This is a genomic window from Desulfobacterales bacterium, assembly GCA_030066985.1.
In the GTDB taxonomy this organism is placed as follows: domain Bacteria; phylum Desulfobacterota; class Desulfobacteria; order Desulfobacterales; family JAHEIW01; genus JAHEIW01.
Genome location: JASJAN010000006.1, coordinates 57,006 through 73,836 on the forward strand (window position 1 = coordinate 57,006; position 16,831 = coordinate 73,836).

The 16,831-nt window shown below is 45.9% G+C and carries 18 protein-coding genes; 5 read left to right on the forward strand and 13 right to left on the reverse strand.

Annotated features, from left to right (window positions below):
- The first annotated feature begins 597 nt into the window (after positions 1–597).
- Positions 598–2,061: an ATP-binding protein gene (locus QNJ26_04845; GenBank protein MDJ0984850.1), complete on the forward strand. Its 1,464-nt coding sequence runs from the start codon at positions 598–600 to the stop codon at positions 2,059–2,061.
- 75 nt (positions 2,062–2,136) lie between these two features.
- The gene (locus tag QNJ26_04850; protein ID MDJ0984851.1) at positions 2,137–3,519 is read left to right on the forward strand and encodes a sigma-54 dependent transcriptional regulator; all 1,383 of its coding nucleotides are present in this window, start codon (positions 2,137–2,139) and stop codon (positions 3,517–3,519) included.
- Positions 3,520–3,578: 59 nt separating this feature from the next.
- On the opposite strand, the gene QNJ26_04855 is transcribed toward QNJ26_04850, so the two are convergent.
- The 8 genes from QNJ26_04855 to QNJ26_04890 all read right to left on the reverse strand — a co-directional run bounded on the left by QNJ26_04855 (position 3,579) and on the right by QNJ26_04890 (position 9,268).
- On the reverse strand, positions 3,579–4,286 hold the full coding sequence (locus tag QNJ26_04855; GenBank protein ID MDJ0984852.1) for a tetratricopeptide repeat protein: 708 nt from the start codon (positions 4,284–4,286) through the stop codon (positions 3,579–3,581).
- A 169-nt stretch (positions 4,287–4,455) separates the two neighbouring features.
- Positions 4,456–5,454, reverse strand: coding sequence for an adenosine kinase (locus tag QNJ26_04860; GenBank protein ID MDJ0984853.1), 999 nt, complete (start codon positions 5,452–5,454; stop codon positions 4,456–4,458).
- An 18-nt stretch (positions 5,455–5,472) separates the two neighbouring features.
- Positions 5,473–5,910: an SH3 domain-containing protein gene (locus tag QNJ26_04865; protein ID MDJ0984854.1), complete on the reverse strand. Its 438-nt coding sequence runs from the start codon at positions 5,908–5,910 to the stop codon at positions 5,473–5,475.
- Between the two features lie 152 nt (positions 5,911–6,062).
- A complete protein-coding gene (locus tag QNJ26_04870; protein ID MDJ0984855.1) occupies positions 6,063–6,698 on the reverse strand; it encodes a metallophosphoesterase family protein in 636 nt (211 codons plus the stop codon).
- A 108-nt stretch (positions 6,699–6,806) separates the two neighbouring features.
- A complete protein-coding gene (locus QNJ26_04875; protein ID MDJ0984856.1) occupies positions 6,807–7,736 on the reverse strand; it encodes a radical SAM protein in 930 nt (309 codons plus the stop codon).
- Between the two features lie 163 nt (positions 7,737–7,899).
- Positions 7,900–8,595 (reverse strand): transcriptional repressor, encoded by a 696-nt coding sequence (locus QNJ26_04880; GenBank protein ID MDJ0984857.1) that lies wholly within the window; start codon positions 8,593–8,595, stop codon positions 7,900–7,902.
- A 167-nt stretch (positions 8,596–8,762) separates the two neighbouring features.
- A complete protein-coding gene (locus tag QNJ26_04885; GenBank protein ID MDJ0984858.1) occupies positions 8,763–9,008 on the reverse strand; it encodes a zinc ribbon domain-containing protein in 246 nt (81 codons plus the stop codon).
- Positions 9,009–9,142: 134 nt separating this feature from the next.
- Complete coding sequence (locus QNJ26_04890) at positions 9,143–9,268, reverse strand: hypothetical protein (GenBank protein MDJ0984859.1); 126 nt, start codon at positions 9,266–9,268, stop codon at positions 9,143–9,145.
- A 113-nt stretch (positions 9,269–9,381) separates the two neighbouring features.
- On the opposite strand from QNJ26_04890, the gene QNJ26_04895 reads away from it, so the two are divergent.
- Complete coding sequence (locus QNJ26_04895) at positions 9,382–10,560, forward strand: GNAT family N-acetyltransferase (protein MDJ0984860.1); 1,179 nt, start codon at positions 9,382–9,384, stop codon at positions 10,558–10,560.
- 126 nt (positions 10,561–10,686) lie between these two features.
- On the opposite strand, the gene QNJ26_04900 is transcribed toward QNJ26_04895, so the two are convergent.
- Positions 10,687–11,094 (reverse strand): DUF3568 family protein, encoded by a 408-nt coding sequence (locus tag QNJ26_04900; GenBank protein MDJ0984861.1) that lies wholly within the window; start codon positions 11,092–11,094, stop codon positions 10,687–10,689.
- 104 nt (positions 11,095–11,198) lie between these two features.
- The gene (locus tag QNJ26_04905; protein ID MDJ0984862.1) at positions 11,199–11,699 is read right to left on the reverse strand and encodes a hypothetical protein; all 501 of its coding nucleotides are present in this window, start codon (positions 11,697–11,699) and stop codon (positions 11,199–11,201) included.
- A gap of 246 nt (positions 11,700–11,945) precedes the next feature.
- Between QNJ26_04905 and QNJ26_04910 the strand changes: the two genes are divergently transcribed.
- Positions 11,946–12,908, forward strand: a complete 963-nt coding sequence (locus QNJ26_04910) for a DUF2333 family protein (GenBank protein ID MDJ0984863.1) — start codon at positions 11,946–11,948, stop codon at positions 12,906–12,908.
- A gap of 150 nt (positions 12,909–13,058) precedes the next feature.
- Here the strand turns inward: QNJ26_04910 and QNJ26_04915 are convergent, their stop codons facing one another.
- Both QNJ26_04915 and QNJ26_04920 read right to left on the reverse strand, forming a co-directional pair.
- On the reverse strand, positions 13,059–13,355 hold the full coding sequence (locus QNJ26_04915) for a PilZ domain-containing protein (protein ID MDJ0984864.1): 297 nt from the start codon (positions 13,353–13,355) through the stop codon (positions 13,059–13,061).
- 854 nt (positions 13,356–14,209) lie between these two features.
- Positions 14,210–14,449 (reverse strand): DsrE family protein, encoded by a 240-nt coding sequence (locus tag QNJ26_04920; protein ID MDJ0984865.1) that lies wholly within the window; start codon positions 14,447–14,449, stop codon positions 14,210–14,212.
- Positions 14,450–14,618: 169 nt separating this feature from the next.
- Here QNJ26_04920 and QNJ26_04925 point away from each other — a divergent pair, with 169 nt between their 5' ends.
- Complete coding sequence (locus QNJ26_04925) at positions 14,619–15,065, forward strand: hypothetical protein (GenBank protein MDJ0984866.1); 447 nt, start codon at positions 14,619–14,621, stop codon at positions 15,063–15,065.
- Here QNJ26_04925 and QNJ26_04930 read toward each other — a convergent pair.
- Entirely contained in the window at positions 15,032–16,717 is a 1,686-nt protein-coding gene (locus QNJ26_04930) for a M48 family metalloprotease (GenBank protein ID MDJ0984867.1), read from the reverse strand. The two genes, QNJ26_04925 and QNJ26_04930, sit on opposite strands and share 34 nt — an antisense overlap.
- Positions 16,718–16,831 lie beyond the last annotated feature (114 nt).

The window sequence follows — 16,831 nt, forward strand, 5'->3', positions numbered from 1 at the left end:
TCATAAATAAGTGTTAATTAACTAAATTTTCGCATATAATCCTATAGGAGTCAAGCAGTTATATATAAAACATATATAATTACAATTAGTTATGTTATTTTGTAGCTTAATTATATTTAATTACCGTATCTGGTAGAGAAACATTTGCAGCCGATGTGAATATTGTCAGCTGTGTCAAATTGTCTGGCTGATCCGTATGCCTCCTTTTTGCGGTTTGAATGGCTTCCAGGCAGCACAATGAATTGGCCACCTTGTTGGTAAAACCGATTTTGCGTGTTATATTGTGATGCTGGACAGTTGCCTTGCAAGTTTTGCGCCAATACATATAGATAAATAGACCAGCCACCAAATTATTGAATTAAATAATAATTACAGTTATTTAAAAAATGACATTGCAGGTGCTTTTGATAATACATTTGAGGGTAGGGTCATTTTTTGCAGAAGCTGGGCAATAATGTCCAGGTACAGCGTCAAATTTTTGGTAGAAGCGGTCAAATAATTTCCAACTTAAACGGAAAAAGCTTTAACTTGACTTGAAAAATTAGTATTCTTAACCCGCTTCCTAAAGAGCCATTGATATTATTAAAATTTTTACTAATGGAACCCAAATTACCAGAAGATAAACTCAAACCTTTTCGCCTGGTCAAATATTTTGCCTTCAGTGGACTGGTGGTTATTTTTTTGGCGACCATTATATTCTCAGCGCTTAATACGCATTGGGTAAAATCCATGCAGCGTAAAAAAAGCGAGGACTATGCGCATGTAATGATCGAAAATCTGAACCACCAGGTTTTTGTGCAGTTCATTGTTCCCGTGGGGTTGATGTACGGTAAAATCCGATTGAGCAACCGGGAGCAGTTTGAGCGCATGGACAACGTGGTGCGCAGCACAATGCATAGCTTTGAGGTCGACAAGATCAATATCTACAGTATGGACAATGAGATCTCTTATAGCTTTGATCAGTATTTGATCGGTCGTCAAAACTACGGTGGCACTGGTTATTTGCAGGCGCGGTCGGGCAAATGGAACCACAAACTGGTTCAACGGGGAAATTTTTTACAAATTTTGCTGGGTTTTCCTAAGAATGTTCAACTAATCACCTTTGCCCCATTGCGCTGGGAACCGCAGCTGGGCAAAATTTCAGGGCAGATCCTTGGTGTGGTCGAGATTGCGCAGGATCTGTCTGAAGATTATAAAACTATTTTTCAGATACAGATTCTGGTCGTCATCACCAGCACGCTGCTGATGGGCGCGCTTTTTGTGGTGCTGGTGTTTGTGGTGAAGAGGGGTGAAGGGATCATTCAACGACGGGCCATGGAACGGTTGCGTCTCAAAGAGCGCTTGGCCCACGCAGAGCGTCTGTCATCTTTGGGCGAAATGGCTGCCGGAATTTCGCATGAGATTCGCAACCCGCTGGGCATTATCAGAAGCTCTGCCGAACTGTTAAAGAAAAAAATAGCCAAAATCGATCCACAAAATACCTTTCCGGATATCATTGTTGAAGAAGCCAGCCGTTTAAATTCAATTATTACTGATTTTATCAATTACGCCAAGCCCAGAAATCCGAATATGGCGCCCTGCCGGGTGGAAGACATCATCGATAAAAATTTAGCCTTTCTAGCGGTCCAGAATAAGGAAATGGGCCACGTCATCAAGACTAATTTTCAAGACGACTTGCCGGAAATCATGGCTGATTCGGCCATGCTGTATCAGTCGTTTCTGAATATATTGCTAAATGCCATGCAGTCGATGCCGGATGGCGGCAGGATCCTTGTTGAGGTCAGTTCCAATGACCATCGGGTAACGATGCATTTTGATGATGACGGCCAAGGTATTCCGCCCGAGAATATGAATAAAATTTGGGATCCGTTCTTTACCACTAAAGAGCAAGGTACCGGCCTGGGATTGGGCATTGTCAAAAATATCATCGAGTCCCATGGTGGCAGCATACAGATAGTCAATCGACCCGTCACTGGAGCGCGGGTTACCGTTGAGCTGCCGCTCAAGCCAGAGACGAAAAATGAGGCACCACAGGGCGAAAAGGCTGCAGAGCGAAATTGATATTTGGCTTTAACTGAGGTCATATGTGTGACAACCACTAACCCCAAAAATGATTCAAACCAAAGCTAATTTGCCATGGAAACCATTCTTATTGTTGATGACGAAAAAAATTATCTGACCATTTTAAGCGCACTTCTGGATGAAGAAGGCTATGAGGTGTTAACTGCCCCCGGGGGTCAGGAGGCGTTGGATCTGCACAAAACTGCTGATTTGGATCTTATTCTCACCGATATGAAGATGCCCGGGATGGACGGCATTGAATTACTTGAAAAAGTAAAAGCAAATGATCCAGATTTGCCGGTTCTCATGATGACGGCCCACGGCACGGTGGATAAAGCAGTTGAGGCCATGCAGAAAGGGGCCTATACCTATATCCTGAAGCCTTTCGACAATGAGCGTTTGATCATTTATGTGAAAAAAGCCATCGCCATGTATCAGGTGGTCAAAGAAAACCGCCGCTTGCGCGATGCGGTTGAATCCCAATTTCGTTTCGATAACATTATTGGTAAAAGCAAAAAAATGCGGGATATTTTTGATACCATCCAGAAAGTGGCACCCTCTGGAGCAACGGTTTTAATTGAAGGCGAAAGCGGTACCGGAAAAGAACTGATTGCGCGGTCCCTTCATTTTAACTCAACCCGGCGTGAAAAACCTTTTGTGGCTGTAAATTGTTCGGCACTTGCTGAAAATTTGTTGGAAAGCGAGCTTTTTGGCCACGAAAAAGGCGCGTTTACCGGGGCGGTGGCCACCAAAAAAGGCCGTTTCGAGTTGGCCGACGGCGGGACTTTGTTTTTGGATGAAATTGGGGAATTATCCCCAAATTTACAGGTTAAATTGTTACGGGTATTACAGGAAAAAGTTTTTGAGCGTGTAGGCGGTGTCCGAACCATATCAGTGGACATTCGTATCATTGCTGCCACCAACAAGGATCTGAAACAGGAAATGATGAACAATCGGTTCCGGGAGGACCTTTTTTATCGACTCAACGTGGTTCATATTGTTTTGCCCCCCTTAAAAGATCGTAAAGAAGATATTCGACTGCTGGTGAATCATTTTATAAAAAAATATGCCTCTGAGCGCAAATCCGAAGCGCCGGTCATGGGTGTTGATCAGCAGGTTGACCGGCTTTTTTATGACTACAACTGGCCGGGAAATATTAGGGAACTGGAAAACGTCATCGAACGGGTGATGATCTTGTGTGCGGGTGACACCATCCGGGTTTCCGATCTCCCTAAAGGTTTTAAAGATAATGTTTACAACACATTGCATCTTGAAGGCATACCGGCTAATGCCAAACTCTATGACACGCTGGCCATGATTGAACGCACCATGATTGAGCGTGCCCTGAAAATGAGCAACAACGTTCAATCCCATGCGGCTGATTTGCTGGGGATTGGGAAAAGCGGTCTGAATCAGAAAATTAAAAAGTACAATCTAGAAGTGGGTGTTAAGCATTAAAGCGCTGCTACCAGGCAACTGAACGGTTGGCTTGAAATGTCGCTTTGTTGGAGCGGTCTTCAGGAGGATGATTCACGATTTTGAGCACTTAATTCCTCTTGAACCATGTCAAAATAAAATGAGTTTGGGTAGTCATCCAGGATTTTTTGAAGCGCTTGTTGGCTTTTAGCGGCTTCGCCTAATTTTTGGTAAATCCAACCCAGGTTTAACAACGCATCCTCCCGAACCATCGAATCCGTGTGTGTGGTGGCACGTTCAAAATAAACAGCTGCATTTTGCGGATCATCCATTTGTTGATAGGCATACCCCAGACTGTTCAAAATTAGGCTGTATACGGCGTTATCGTCCTTAAAGTCATTAAGGGACTGCTTGTAAAGTGTTATGGCCTTATCATATTGGCTCGCATCGTAACTGATGTTAGCGTAAATTACCCGGGCCAGTTTGCCCCCCGCATTGCCACCGTACTTTTTGATCAGATTCTGGAAAGCTTGCGACACTTTGGTGTATGCCTCTGCGGATGATGATGCTGCTCTCAATGTCTGATATTCAGACTGGGTTTGCTGCAGACTTGAAAAGGCCTTTATCTCGGCGCGCTCTGCAAAATAACGGTAACCCAGAAAAATTAAGACAAAGGCCGCAATTGCCAGGAGCGCGTAAGATAGGTGATTTTGATATTTTTTGACAAAGGCAATTGCCTTTCCGGTAAAAGTTATGAATTCATCCGGCTGTTTTAATAGCTCTTTACGGGTTTTGTACTTTGCGGCCATTTAGCCTCCCAAAATATCATTTTGTTCAGATCGAAACTTATATCATACAGCTATGGATAAGCGCACGCATTATTTCTAAAAATGGCAGGAGTAATGAAGTACTGGAGTGTTGGTTTAGCATAATTTGAAGTGTCATTGAATATCTATTTTCCAGTACTCCAGTACTCCATCACTCCAATAACTTCCGGATTCTTTCCCAGCCCGATTCGGGTATATTGGCGCCAACGACCTGGCAGACCTCAAAACCACAAGCCGAGCCCAGCTGGCCGCATCGTTCCATAGAGTATCCGTTGACCAGCCCATATAAAAAGCCAGCGGCCCATAGATCGCCGGCTCCAGTCGTATCAATCACAGCGGCTCCGGTTTGGGGTTGTATTCGAACGATCTGATGATCACTGGCAATGAAGCTGCCGCGCGCGCCGACTTTTAGGACAGCAATCTGGGCTTTTTCAGATAGGGCGCCAATGGCTCGGGACTCGTTTTTATGCCCGGTATAGGCCCTGGCCTCATCCTCATTGGCAATCAAAATGTCGACAAATGATTCAACAATATGGTCAACCAGCTCGCGGGATTCTCCAACCACATTATAACTGGCCAGATCCAGCGAAATTTTTGCACCGCACTGCTGGGCCGTATCTAAGACCTGTAAGATTAAATCTGGATTGAATAGCAAGTAGCCCTCGATATGAACAATGGCGGCGTTTTCAAAGAATTGCTTGGTTATATCTTGTGGTCTTGTTTCAGCCGAAGCACCCAGGTAGGTGAACATGGAGCGCTGCGCATCGGGTGTAATGATGGAAAGTACCCGGCCCGTAGGTGAGTCTGAACGCAATAGTAATGGCTCAACATTTTGACGCTTTAAATCGTTTTCAAAGAATCGTCCCATTTGTTCGTTGCCGCATTTGCCCACAAAGCGGGCTTTTCCGCCCAGTTTGCCTACCCCGACAACTGTATTGCAAGCGGAACCTCCCGGAACCAGGCTCGGTGGCTGCGTTGTAAGCGATACGGTTTCTTCAATGAATTCCTTACTGACATATGTCATGCCACCTTTGACGGCGCCGGTTTTCTGCAAAAAATCTTCGTCTTCATGGGCCAATATATCGACCAATGCCGAACCCACACCGACAATCAATTGTTTTTCTTTATCTATATTGCCCAATGGTTTCACGTATGTTGATCTACCCCTTTACCAGACCAATGCTTTATGGATCCAACCTTTATCCCCATCAGAATGCTCGATGTTTATCCAGCTGCCCTGGCGCTTGAGGACTTTAAAGGGTATGCCTTTTTCAACCGTGAAAAGCACATTGTGAGTGGTGCCGGGACCGGATCGAATATTGCATTTATCATTTTTTGTTATCACCGCCGGAATTTTGCCTACCAGCGACTTATGTACCCAGCCTCTGTCATCTTCAAAGTCTTTAAACTGGTACCATTCGCCGGATTTGTCAATTACCAGTAGCGGGAAAAATTTCTCTACCTTCCATAAAATGTTGTGACGCGTGCCCGGGCCGGAACGAATATTGGCAACCGGAGCCTTTACTGCCAGGCGCTCTGCAAATGCCGTGGCGGAGAACACCAGTACCAGCAGCAAGATAATGACGGATCGGACGTTAGCTGGCATCTATTTTCCTCCTCATTAATCTCCTTAGAACCCCGTCTCATATTGATGTTAGCATCATCGAATTCGGCTTTGAGCCTCTGTTTCCGGTACGAAAATGACTGATTGTTAAGCGATTCAGGTGCCGGTTGTCAAGCCCGAGCCACCAAAGCAGTCTATACAGAAAAAAAGATCATTTCCGGCAGCTGAACACATGTTAATTGGTTGCCATATACGGCGCCGGTATCGATACCGATTTTGTTGGTCTGTACTAAGGGCTCCTTAAAGGGCGTATGTCCAAATATAACGCGTTTGCCAAAGTTGTAGTCAGAATAAATGAATTCATCCCGGATCCAGAGCAGGTCTGCTTCTTTCTGAGATTCGAGTGGGATTTTTTCGCGAAGACCGGCGTGTACAAAGATATAATCTTCGGTTTGATAATAAAGACGTAACCCACTCAGAAATTCAAGATGCGCCGCCGGCACCGGGTAATCTTCAGATGCATCCCGGTTGTTCAAATAAGCGTCCAGGGTTTGTTGGCCGCTGTTTAGCAGATAGGTAAACCGATCTATACCGTCTAAATAATTTTGCAGCATATCCTCATGGTTACCTTTTAAGAAAATAATGCCCGGCGAGCGCTTTTTTAAATCAATCAAATAATCCAACACCTCGATGGAGCCTGGCCCCCGATCGATATAATCACCGATAAACAGCAACTGGTCCTGTTCCATATCTATCGGAATTTTATCCATGAGTGCACACAGCTTATCATAACAGCCATGAATATCACCGACGGCAAAAATTTTTTGCATATGTCCCATTATTTCACAAATTCACTGGCCAGACAAATTTTCAGGCGCTGAAAAATGAACCATACCGATCCTTGCTTGCAATTGACAGATTGTGCAGCCAACCCTTTCTTACATAAAGTGTCGTCTCGGTTGATCAAGACGGGTGATGCCCTCTTCGGTTGCGGCCTGCAAAGCCTTTTGGTAATCCACCGGCGAAAGGAAGGTATTCAATCCCTTTATCTCGGCAGCACGTCCGCAAGGTCGATACTGGGCCATGATGTTGACATAGCTGTCAGTTGATATTTCCCCGGCAATGAAACGCATAATTTCTCGCGTGCCTGCCATGCCACCGGGTAAAACCAGGTGGCGGATGATCAAACCTTTTTGGGCAATACCGGCATCGTCAGTTACCAGATCGCCGACCTGGCGGTGCATTTCCTTGAGAGCCTTACAGGCCACTTGCGCATAATTTCCTGCCTGACAGGCGCTTTCGGCAATATCCCGATCCCAGAATTTGAAGTCCGGCATGTAAATATCAAACACGTCTTCTAAAAGTTTGAGTGTTGAGGGGCGATCATAGCCGCCGGAATTATAAACCAGCGGGACATCAAGCCCCTGTGGTATGGCAATTTCAAGGGCAGCCAAAATTTGCGGGACCACGTGTGACGGTGTGACAAAATTGATGTTATGGCAACCCTGTTGTTGTAATGCAAGCATGATGGCTGCCAGTTGATCGTCCGTAACTTCCTGCCCATGGCCCTGGTGGCTGATATCAAAATTTTGGCAAAATAAACACATCAGGTTACAATGGGTAAAAAAAATGGTGCCGGAGCCATGGCTCCCCACAAGGGGAGACTCTTCACCAAAATGTGAGTTGTAGCTGGAAACCCAGGCCAGTGCGGCGGTATTGCATACGCCGGTTTCCCCGCCAAGCCGATCAACGTTACATTTCCGTGGGCAAAGGCAGCAGGAACTTAAAAGCTGTCGGGCGGCTTCAATTTTTTTGCTTAGGGCCCCATTTTTAAAAGTTTGAATATATGCAGGTTCAAAAGATTTCATATCGCAAGCGTTTATCTTTTCAACTTAAAATGACTATTATGCTGGATAATAAATAAGCTTTCACCACCAAGGCCCGAAGTTGAGAAAGGGATCTTAAAATTGATCTGTAACAATTTTGTGTCTGTGTTTATTTAATAGAGCTCAATTCTGCACGACCAATGGCTTATCGGATCTTTTCATTCGATCTTACTGGCTCAACGCGAATTTTTTGCGCCAAGCCCTTTCCGAGCACATAGCGTTTATAATCGGCTGCAATCGCGATTTGCCCCCGGTTATCGTTTGAGATGACTTCAATTTCATCGCCAAGCCGCAATCCCATCGACAGCAGCCGCATGCGGGCGCCGACCCCTCCATCGAAGTCTTTGAGTACCAGCCGTTCGCCGGGTCTTGCCATCATCAGGGGCATTAGTTGAATACGTTCTTTGAGGCAGGTGTCACAGATGCCATAGATTTCCATTTTGTGCTGCAGCATGTGGAATCCCCGAGACGCAGCAATTTTGATCTGTAACTCTTCCAGGTGCTTGTCTTCAAACTCGATAATTTTTTTGCATTTCGTGCAGACCATATGGTCGTGATGTTGTCCCAGATGGCGATGTTCATAGCGCAAATCGCCGTTATCAAACCGGCTTTTTTGGGCAAAGCCGAAACGGCACATCAGTTTCATTGTGTCGCGCACAAACTCAGCATCAAGGTTGAGGCCATGGGCGCCTAAAAGATCTACCATTTCCTCGACGGTGACATGTCTTTCGGTCTGTAAAAAAACTTCCAGTACCTTGAAGCGGTCTTCGAAATTATCGATTTGTTCCTGCTTAAACAGTTTTTTAAACTGTTCTTTTTCTTGAATGTGAACTTGTTTCATTTCAATTCCCCAAACGGGCTGCTGAATCATGCGTCGCGGGTTCTGGTGCAGATAGGCTCGCAGGCGCTATTGATCGCTATAAGTAAAAGCAATCAACTAGGCCCGATGAGTTGGTTTGTCATGAGGCAGGTACCGAATAACCGGGTGTTCTGGGGAGGTTATTGAAATCAGGCTTCGTGTCCCGGTATTTCATATGTGGTGCAACTGCCGCTGGGGCAGTTGCGCGTCTGTGCGCTCGCGCCTTCACTTTTACCCGAACCGCTTCCTATACTGTGGCAGGAGGCGCTCATGATTCTTTCAAATTCTTCAGAACCGCAGTGAGGGCATTTGAGCTCCACCTCTTCTTTTTTTTTCATGACCAATATTTCAAAACAATCATTACATTTCAGACATCTAAACTCATATAGTGGCATTTAGTTTCCTTTAATTGTTGATTTTTTTGAACGATTTTCGTTTTGGGGAGCGACTTGGCTATCGTTCGAAAATGACCGCACCGGCACACGTCGATACCGCAAATCATCGGGCTCTGCCGTGTTCCCAAACACCGCTATAATATGCTTTTCTTATCCCGATTGTCAAGCTGTCGGGTTAGGATAACACCGATGCCATAGCCCGCTGCGCTGATCTCTGAAAACCGGTAGCCAACCAGATGGTGGTGCACCGCACATATCATAACAGGGTCTTCAGAAAAAAGGTGACAGCGATGGTCTTTGATCTTAAGTTTAAGCAGGCAAAAAACATACGGGTGACCACCCGATAATTTCCAAGAGGATGTGCGGATTTAAAATGACCCAACCGCAACCGACATCATATGCTGTTGCCTGGATAAACAGCATTAGCGAAGTCGATCCGGTTCAATGGGATGCGCTGGCAGAGCCTTTGACGACACCATTTTTAGAATGGGAATGGCTTCGCGAAATGGAGATTTCCAAAAGCACAACCGCTGAGACCGGCTGGTTGCCGCAGCATTTAACGATCTGGTCAGGTAATCGCTTAGTCGCGGCGGCACCTTTGTACATCAAGGCACACAGTGCTGGTGAGTTTGTGTTCGATCATACTTGGGCGGATGTGGCGCGCCAGTTAAGCATCTCATACTACCCCAAGCTTGTGGGAATGAGTCCTTTCACACCAATGATTGGCTACCGTTTTTTAATTGCAGCTGATGAGGATGAGGATCAGATCACACGACAGATGGTTATTGAGATCGAGCACCTTTGCAGCCAATTTGGACTTTCAGGCTGCAGCTTTCTTTTCGTTGACCCGCAATGGCGAAAATTAATGATCCGTTTGGGGTTCATTAGCTGGCTGCACCAGAGTTTTTCTTGGCACAATCAGGGTTACCGTTGTTTTGATGACTATCTAGACGTTTTCAACTCAAACCAACGTCGCAATATAAAGCGGGAGCGCCGATCAATCGAACATCAGGGGGTCTATTTGCAAACTTTTGCGGGCGATGAAATTCCACCAGCTCTTTTAGCCGCAGTTTACCCGTTTTATGAGAGCACCAATGATAAATTCGGCCCCTGGGGGTGCAAATATCTCAAGCAGCCTTTTTTTGAGGGACTGGCAAACGGTTTTCTTCATCGGCTTTTGCTTGTGGCCGCGTTTAAAAAGGCGAATCCGGATACACCCATCGGGCTATCGCTTCTGGTCCACAAGCGTGACCGACTGTTCGGAAGGTATTGGGGCTGTGCTTACAAAATTGACTCTCTTCATTTTAACGCCTGCTATTACAGCCCGATTGAATGGGGAATTGCCCACGGCATCAAGCGATTTGATCCGGGCATGGGCGGATATCATAAAATACGGCGGGGTTTTAAGGCGGTTGGCAACTATAGTCTGCACCGATTCTTTGATGAGCGCCTTGAGCACGTTATGAATTCTCATATTGGGCACATCAACCAACTGGAACAGGAGCAGATAGATGAGTTGAATGCAGAACTGCCCTTTGCTCAAAACGTCTAATTGAGTAAAAACGCTCAATTCGTCGTTAAATGATCATACGCTGTGCGATATTCGCCATAATCGATTTACCAATAACCGATAACCAGTAACGAATAAAGCGTATTTGATTCTTGAATCAAATACGCTTTATTGCTTGATACGTTCGGCGATAAACTCATGAATTTGTTCGGAGATTTGCCTTTTCCAGACCCCAACGTGACCCGTTCGAACCGAAACTTCGGACCACTCAGGGTCAATGATGCGAACACGTATTGTCATCGGCGTACCATCTACGCGCTCGGATCTGATGGTGGTTTGGGTGCCGTCAGTTGTCTCTTCCAGAATAGGTTGGCTCAGGTCCGCTAAAATTCCTTGAACCACATTGAAGGTCTTCTCATACGATGCCTGATACGTGCGGCTCAGTTGGCCGTTCACATAAGCAAAAGTTCCCGCGCCAGCCCCTGCGCCGACAATGAGAGCGATGCATCCGGTTGTCAACAGCAGGTGCGCCAGGGTGATGAGTAAAATTAACCTTTTGCGGATTTTAAGCCTCATTTTCATTCCTCACATTCTGACCCTATCCAGATCATTGGTAGCTGCTGCAGGCAAGATCGCGGCCGAAGCACTCCGATCAGCTATTGATTTTATTGGCACGCGGCTCAGGGAACGCCCCTTAGTTCTGGCGGAAGGGGGGGGGTGACCACCAGTCGATTTGCTCTGTCGAGTCGCACTGGGGTATGTCGCTGGGCGGAAAACCAAATGCCAACTCGATCGCCACCGGGGCCCACGATATAAGCGCCCTGGGGTGCTACTAGATGAACATACCGCATGCGATACGTCCATTTTTTGAGTCTCTCATGGTTAAAATCGACCTGGCTCCACCTTTTTTCACGCAGATCATAACTAGAATGAATACCGATAATGGCATCTGGCACGCCCTCCAGTCCGCTGTAATAATACACATGGTCAGGTAAAACCTGAGCTTTCTCAAACATTTGGGTGATGTCATGACTGGACTGCAGCTTACCATAGTTGGAGGATCCACAAGAACAAAGTAGCCCTACCAGACTGAAGCCAATGGCAATTAAAAACCATAGGTGCATCTGACCTGTCGGTGTCTTGGTTTTTATTTTTTTCAGGGGCGAAGCGTTCAATAGCATAATTGATTTTCCTAAACGTAAACAGCATTTACAGCCCGGATAGAACTGACAAAATTAATCCTGAATTAAGAGTAGCATTTTCGCAATTGGTGTCAAGAGACAACTGAAATCCAATCGAGAGCATTGCGCTCTTTTCAGTCGGGCTGCGGATAGGGGGAATGTGTTGACACCAGGTTGCCAACCCGTTAATTATAAAAAATTCAAACTCGGCTTTCAAGACTTTCGACTTCAAACTGAGCAGGCATGATGAAAACAAAACTGTTACCAAAGATGACCACATTTGGCAAATGGGCCGTTATCATATTGCTGGCCTTTATTTTAATCTGGCCGCTGACGGTTTGCATTTACTGGGGAATTTATAAAGGCTATACCGCCATCGATGCAACACGGTTCCCATGGAACAGCGCAACAATTCATTCCACTCTCGATAAGGTTCAGCCGGACTCAAGCGAAGCCAAAAAGGGGATTGCGCTCAGTACCGCACTGACAAACCGGCTGGAGGCGGAGATGGCCTCCACTTTTGGCTGGTCGGTCAATGATTTGATTGTATCCCCAACCCGCTGGTTGGATAACCGTGCCAATCGGCAGCGGGGGGTGATATTTGCCACGCGGATGCTCATCAATTTTTATTCAACGAACCTGGCCAAATACGGCAAGGTCGATGCCGAAAATGCCTCACTTAAAGAAGCACGGGAAAAGTTTTTTGCCTTTAGTGAAGACAGTTGGTGGTTTCCATCTACTGAAAGCCAGTATCGTCATGGTGTTGAATTAGTTCGTAAGTATGAAGACGATTTGGCGGCTGGCAACGCGGTCTACAACATGCGTTCAGATGATATGTACAATATGCTCACCTTCATTATCGGCAATCAGTTTCTCGATCAGCCCCTTGGACTTTTGGTGCAAACCAACGATGAAGTGCCGTATACCCAGCTGGATGACCGCATTTACTATACCCAGGGAGTCGTTTTGGTTCTGCGGGATTTTATTCGATCGTTCGATACCCTTTATCCGGAGATAAAGGAAAAAGGCGGTGAAGAAAATGTGCGCATCGCTTTTCGGGATATGGAGCAGATTTGCACCTTTGATCCGCTGATTGTTATGCGGGGGGATCATGATTCAGTGACCGCCGACCACCGCGGCAAGGTGGCCCGCTACCTGATCTCACTCAGAGAGCGCATAAACGATTTGGCCCAATCCATCCGCAGATAGCTCACGCACATTGGTTTGCCGGTTGAGCCGGTTTAGCCCGTTGAGCCCGAATAAAGCGGAAAACCGCTTAATTCTATTTTTTAACCGGTAAACGGGCTAACCGGTAACGGGCTCAACCTAAGAATACCAGATGCATTTTTAAGGTGGGTTCTAGTAGTATTTTATGCCGACACCATAGTAATAGTACGAAGCGCCGTCGGACAATTTTTTGCACCACATGACTTGTGCCCGATAGACATCATGACCTGAAGAATAAGGAGAGTTTTCGATTCCTACAAAGATATCCGCCCCGACCCGGGGGGCAAAATCTGATTCAAAATACATGCCGCTTCGGCTGTAGTTGTACATCCGACCTTCATGGTACTGGCCGGCCGGATAATTCTCAATCAAAACCATTGCCTCATGTTCAAACCGGGGTGTATCTCTTCTTTCTGGATTCGGTTCCATCTAACACCTTCCGTTAGTGCTCATCCATGGTTTTCACAAAAGACATCAATCATCGTTGCCGATTTGCCGAACCCACCTCGACGATCGCATTTTGAAAGCATCTACCAAAAGGCACGTTGATTTTTTTGGCAATGTTTTATACGCCGATGTAGATGGCAAATGCCACGAAAATTAAAAGGGCACTGACGACGGCTAGGAGCAAGGAAATCAAACTTTGTTGCATACGCCAAATTCTCCGGTGGGGATTATCCTTATGGAAAAACGATTTTCCTTTATGCTTAGCATAAAACGTGCCGAAATGACGGTTTTGTGAGAAATTAAATAATACTCAATGAATGCGGTCGCTCGGCCTGCGCACGAAAATCAAAAGTACCTTTGGTTTGTGGAAATTTTTCCATAATATCTGGGCAACACTTTTCCTATTATCAGCAAAATTGCGGAGGCTAAATATCAAGCGGGTCATATGGTTTAAAATGCGAGTTGGATCTATTCAGACGGATCAGGGCAGGAGAGGGGTGTTCTAGGTCAAATAACACTTCCCAATGGACGAGGGTGATTCACGACGAATCACCCTCTGAGCATTGGGTGACAGTGTGTTAACACACTGTTGCCATAATTTATCGGCAATTATTTTTTAAACTTTACCGTTTTTGAGGCACCCGCCACTCGTCATACGGCATTTGGCTGACAGAGCGAAAGCTGGCTGCGTCTCATTTGTTTGATGCACATTTCAGATCTTAAAATGTGAACACTTTTGACTGTTTGGACAGTTCTATTAATTTAGGTGCGCCTGCAAGTTGTGCGGTCTCAATCAGCTCGTTTTCGCCGACCTGGCGATTTTGGGCACACGGGATTCAGACATAGAACGGAACTTCGTTTTTGACCAAATCGGCAAGATAGGTTGCCGCTTCATCACCAGTAGGGGCTGCCACAAAGTCCGCCATGCCCTGTTTCGCCAAAAATACCGCGTCATCGGTCAAGAAAATTGAAACCGCATTGCCATCCTCGCGAGCAACCTTTGCCAGCTGCAAGGTGCGGGTGACTCGGGTCGGATCTTCAAGGCCGCGCGTCAACACAAACAAAAATTTTTCCATATGTGATGTCCTCCTTTTAAGGTAAGCTGCGGTCAGACTACAAAAATTTGACACCCTTTGCAATCGTGAGAGGGATTGCTATATTTAAAACGGTTTTTCGGTATTTGCAATTATCTCCGACTAAACGGGGTACAGGGTGTTTCATCAAAGACAGAAAAGGGCTTAAGGAATGTTACGGCAAAGATTGCCGGTTTTTATTGGACTATTATGGCTGGGTATGATTGTGGGCATTTCTTTTGTGTCGACGCCGTTAAAATTTCAGGCTCCCGGTGTGACACTCGGAATAGGCCTTGAAATTGGTCGGCTGGTTTTTAGCGTATTTAATAAAATAGAAATTGCTTTTGCTGTTTTACTGCTTTTGCTGGTTATTGCCGGTCAAAGGAGAGATAAAACGTTTTTGGCGCTCGGGGTTGTTTGGTTGGCACTGGCACTTCAAACCTTCTGGTTGTTGCCAGCTCTGCTCGACCGTATCCAAATGGTCCTTGAGGGCCATCAGTTGCCGACGTCTTCGCTACATTCCATTTATGTCGGTCTTGAAGTCTTAAAGGTGCTGGCGCTTGCAGTCTATGGTTTTCAAAATACTTACCATTCTACCTTTCCAGGAACAAAGACGTAATCTCTTGCCGCTAGAGTATCTTTTTTTTCACTCGGCCCCCTGGCCGGGCCAACGGTCAGGATGATTTTTTCAGTACCCTGCAGCAACGGTTTGTTATTTCCGTATTTGGTGCTAAAGGTTAGGTGGGCCCCCCACATATCTTCGGTTAACAAATCTTTTTGATGCTCGAAACGGTGTTCACCGGCTTTATCGGTTATTAGCAGTTTCAAGGTCGCCACGCCATTTTTGACCTGGTCCAGCTGCAGTATGGATTTGTCATCTAAATAGACATACACATTATTTTCTTTTCCATAGATTTGATGATACTTCAGATTTAGCTGTACAGCTGGTTTTGCATTGCGACTAAAAACAAAATGGCTGCCGGCATTAAAATATCTGAACCGGGTTTTTTTGACGCGTTTGAGACGTGAGCTGTCCGGATTCGCTTGAGGGTTAAAACGCATGTCCGGATGCAGATTGACGGCCAACTGGCTAAATTGCAGCTTTTTAATCAATGTTTCAAGGCCCTTGCGGCTATTTTTGTGAATATCAAAATATAGTGCTACCATTGAATCGGCCTGATGGACATAATCATAGTGATAGCCGATCAGAGACTGAGGGCTGCAGGATTCGCCGGGCAGTGCCAAATTTAGTGCACCGGATATCCCGCCACCTGCAGGACCAGCCAGCGCGCCGGCCAAGGTCGTCAATTTTTTCATGGCCTCTGAATACTCTTCATCCTGGATACATTCATAATATTTTTTTAAGCTATGCCTTTGCTCGATATGCGCAATTGCATACGCCAGGAGCGCTTCCAGTTCGTCATCGTCATCCAACGAGTCAAAAAGGGCGGTGGTGATGATAATTTTTCCGGTGGGGATTGCAAAGGCATTGATATCGCTGCTGCTGGCCAAGAAAAAAGCGTAATTGTAGCCCAGCAGCTTAAACGGCCAGTTCTTCAGCACGTTTTTGCCAGTTTCAGAAAGATGGATTTGTTTCGGGGATTCCTTTTCAATGGGCTCGTAATTGCGCAACCGCATCGCCCACTCGGCCTCGATGGCTTTTTCTACAGCCAAATCGGGCAAATAAACAACTTTTTTAAAGCAAAATCCACTGGGACGGTAGCCCTGTTGATCGGCATCTTCGCGTTTCATCCGAGCCATCAGGGATGGATCGGGAAAATGATTGCATGACCAAAGGTGGTAGATCTTACTATCTGGATCTAAGACGACATACTTGTGGTTTTCATCACCCAGCGTTTCAAGTAAAATATGTTGGATAGCTTGGGGGGTTGATTGTTTCAAGAATTCCTTGCTGAATCCAAATCTAATGTTTCCGGTTCCCAGGGCGGGATGGGACAGCTCAAGCGTAACCTCCGAGGGATCAATATTGACGTCGATAATTGTGGCGCTTAGTTTTTTATCCTGGAAAAATATTCTGCTGATGGTTTTTTCATAAAAGTACTCATGGCCCCTGTGCCGGCCGAAACCGAAATTGAGTTTGTTCAGTTGGGGCATAATTTGAATATCTTTGTTTAGGACATCTCTGATGATTTGAGCGTCGGACGCTTGCGCTAAAGAGACTTCGGCGCTGGCGATGGTCGGCCAGGTCCAGTTGAACCAAAACAACATCAGGCTCAGCGCAAGCTTGCCAATAACCTTTTTATCTAGCACGATATTAACTCCTGCGGTATATAAGAAAATCTGCCGGCACCAATATAAAAACCCACCTCTTGATTGCAGAAATGGGCTTATTGCAATAAATGGCATGGGTATGGTGCTAAAGGG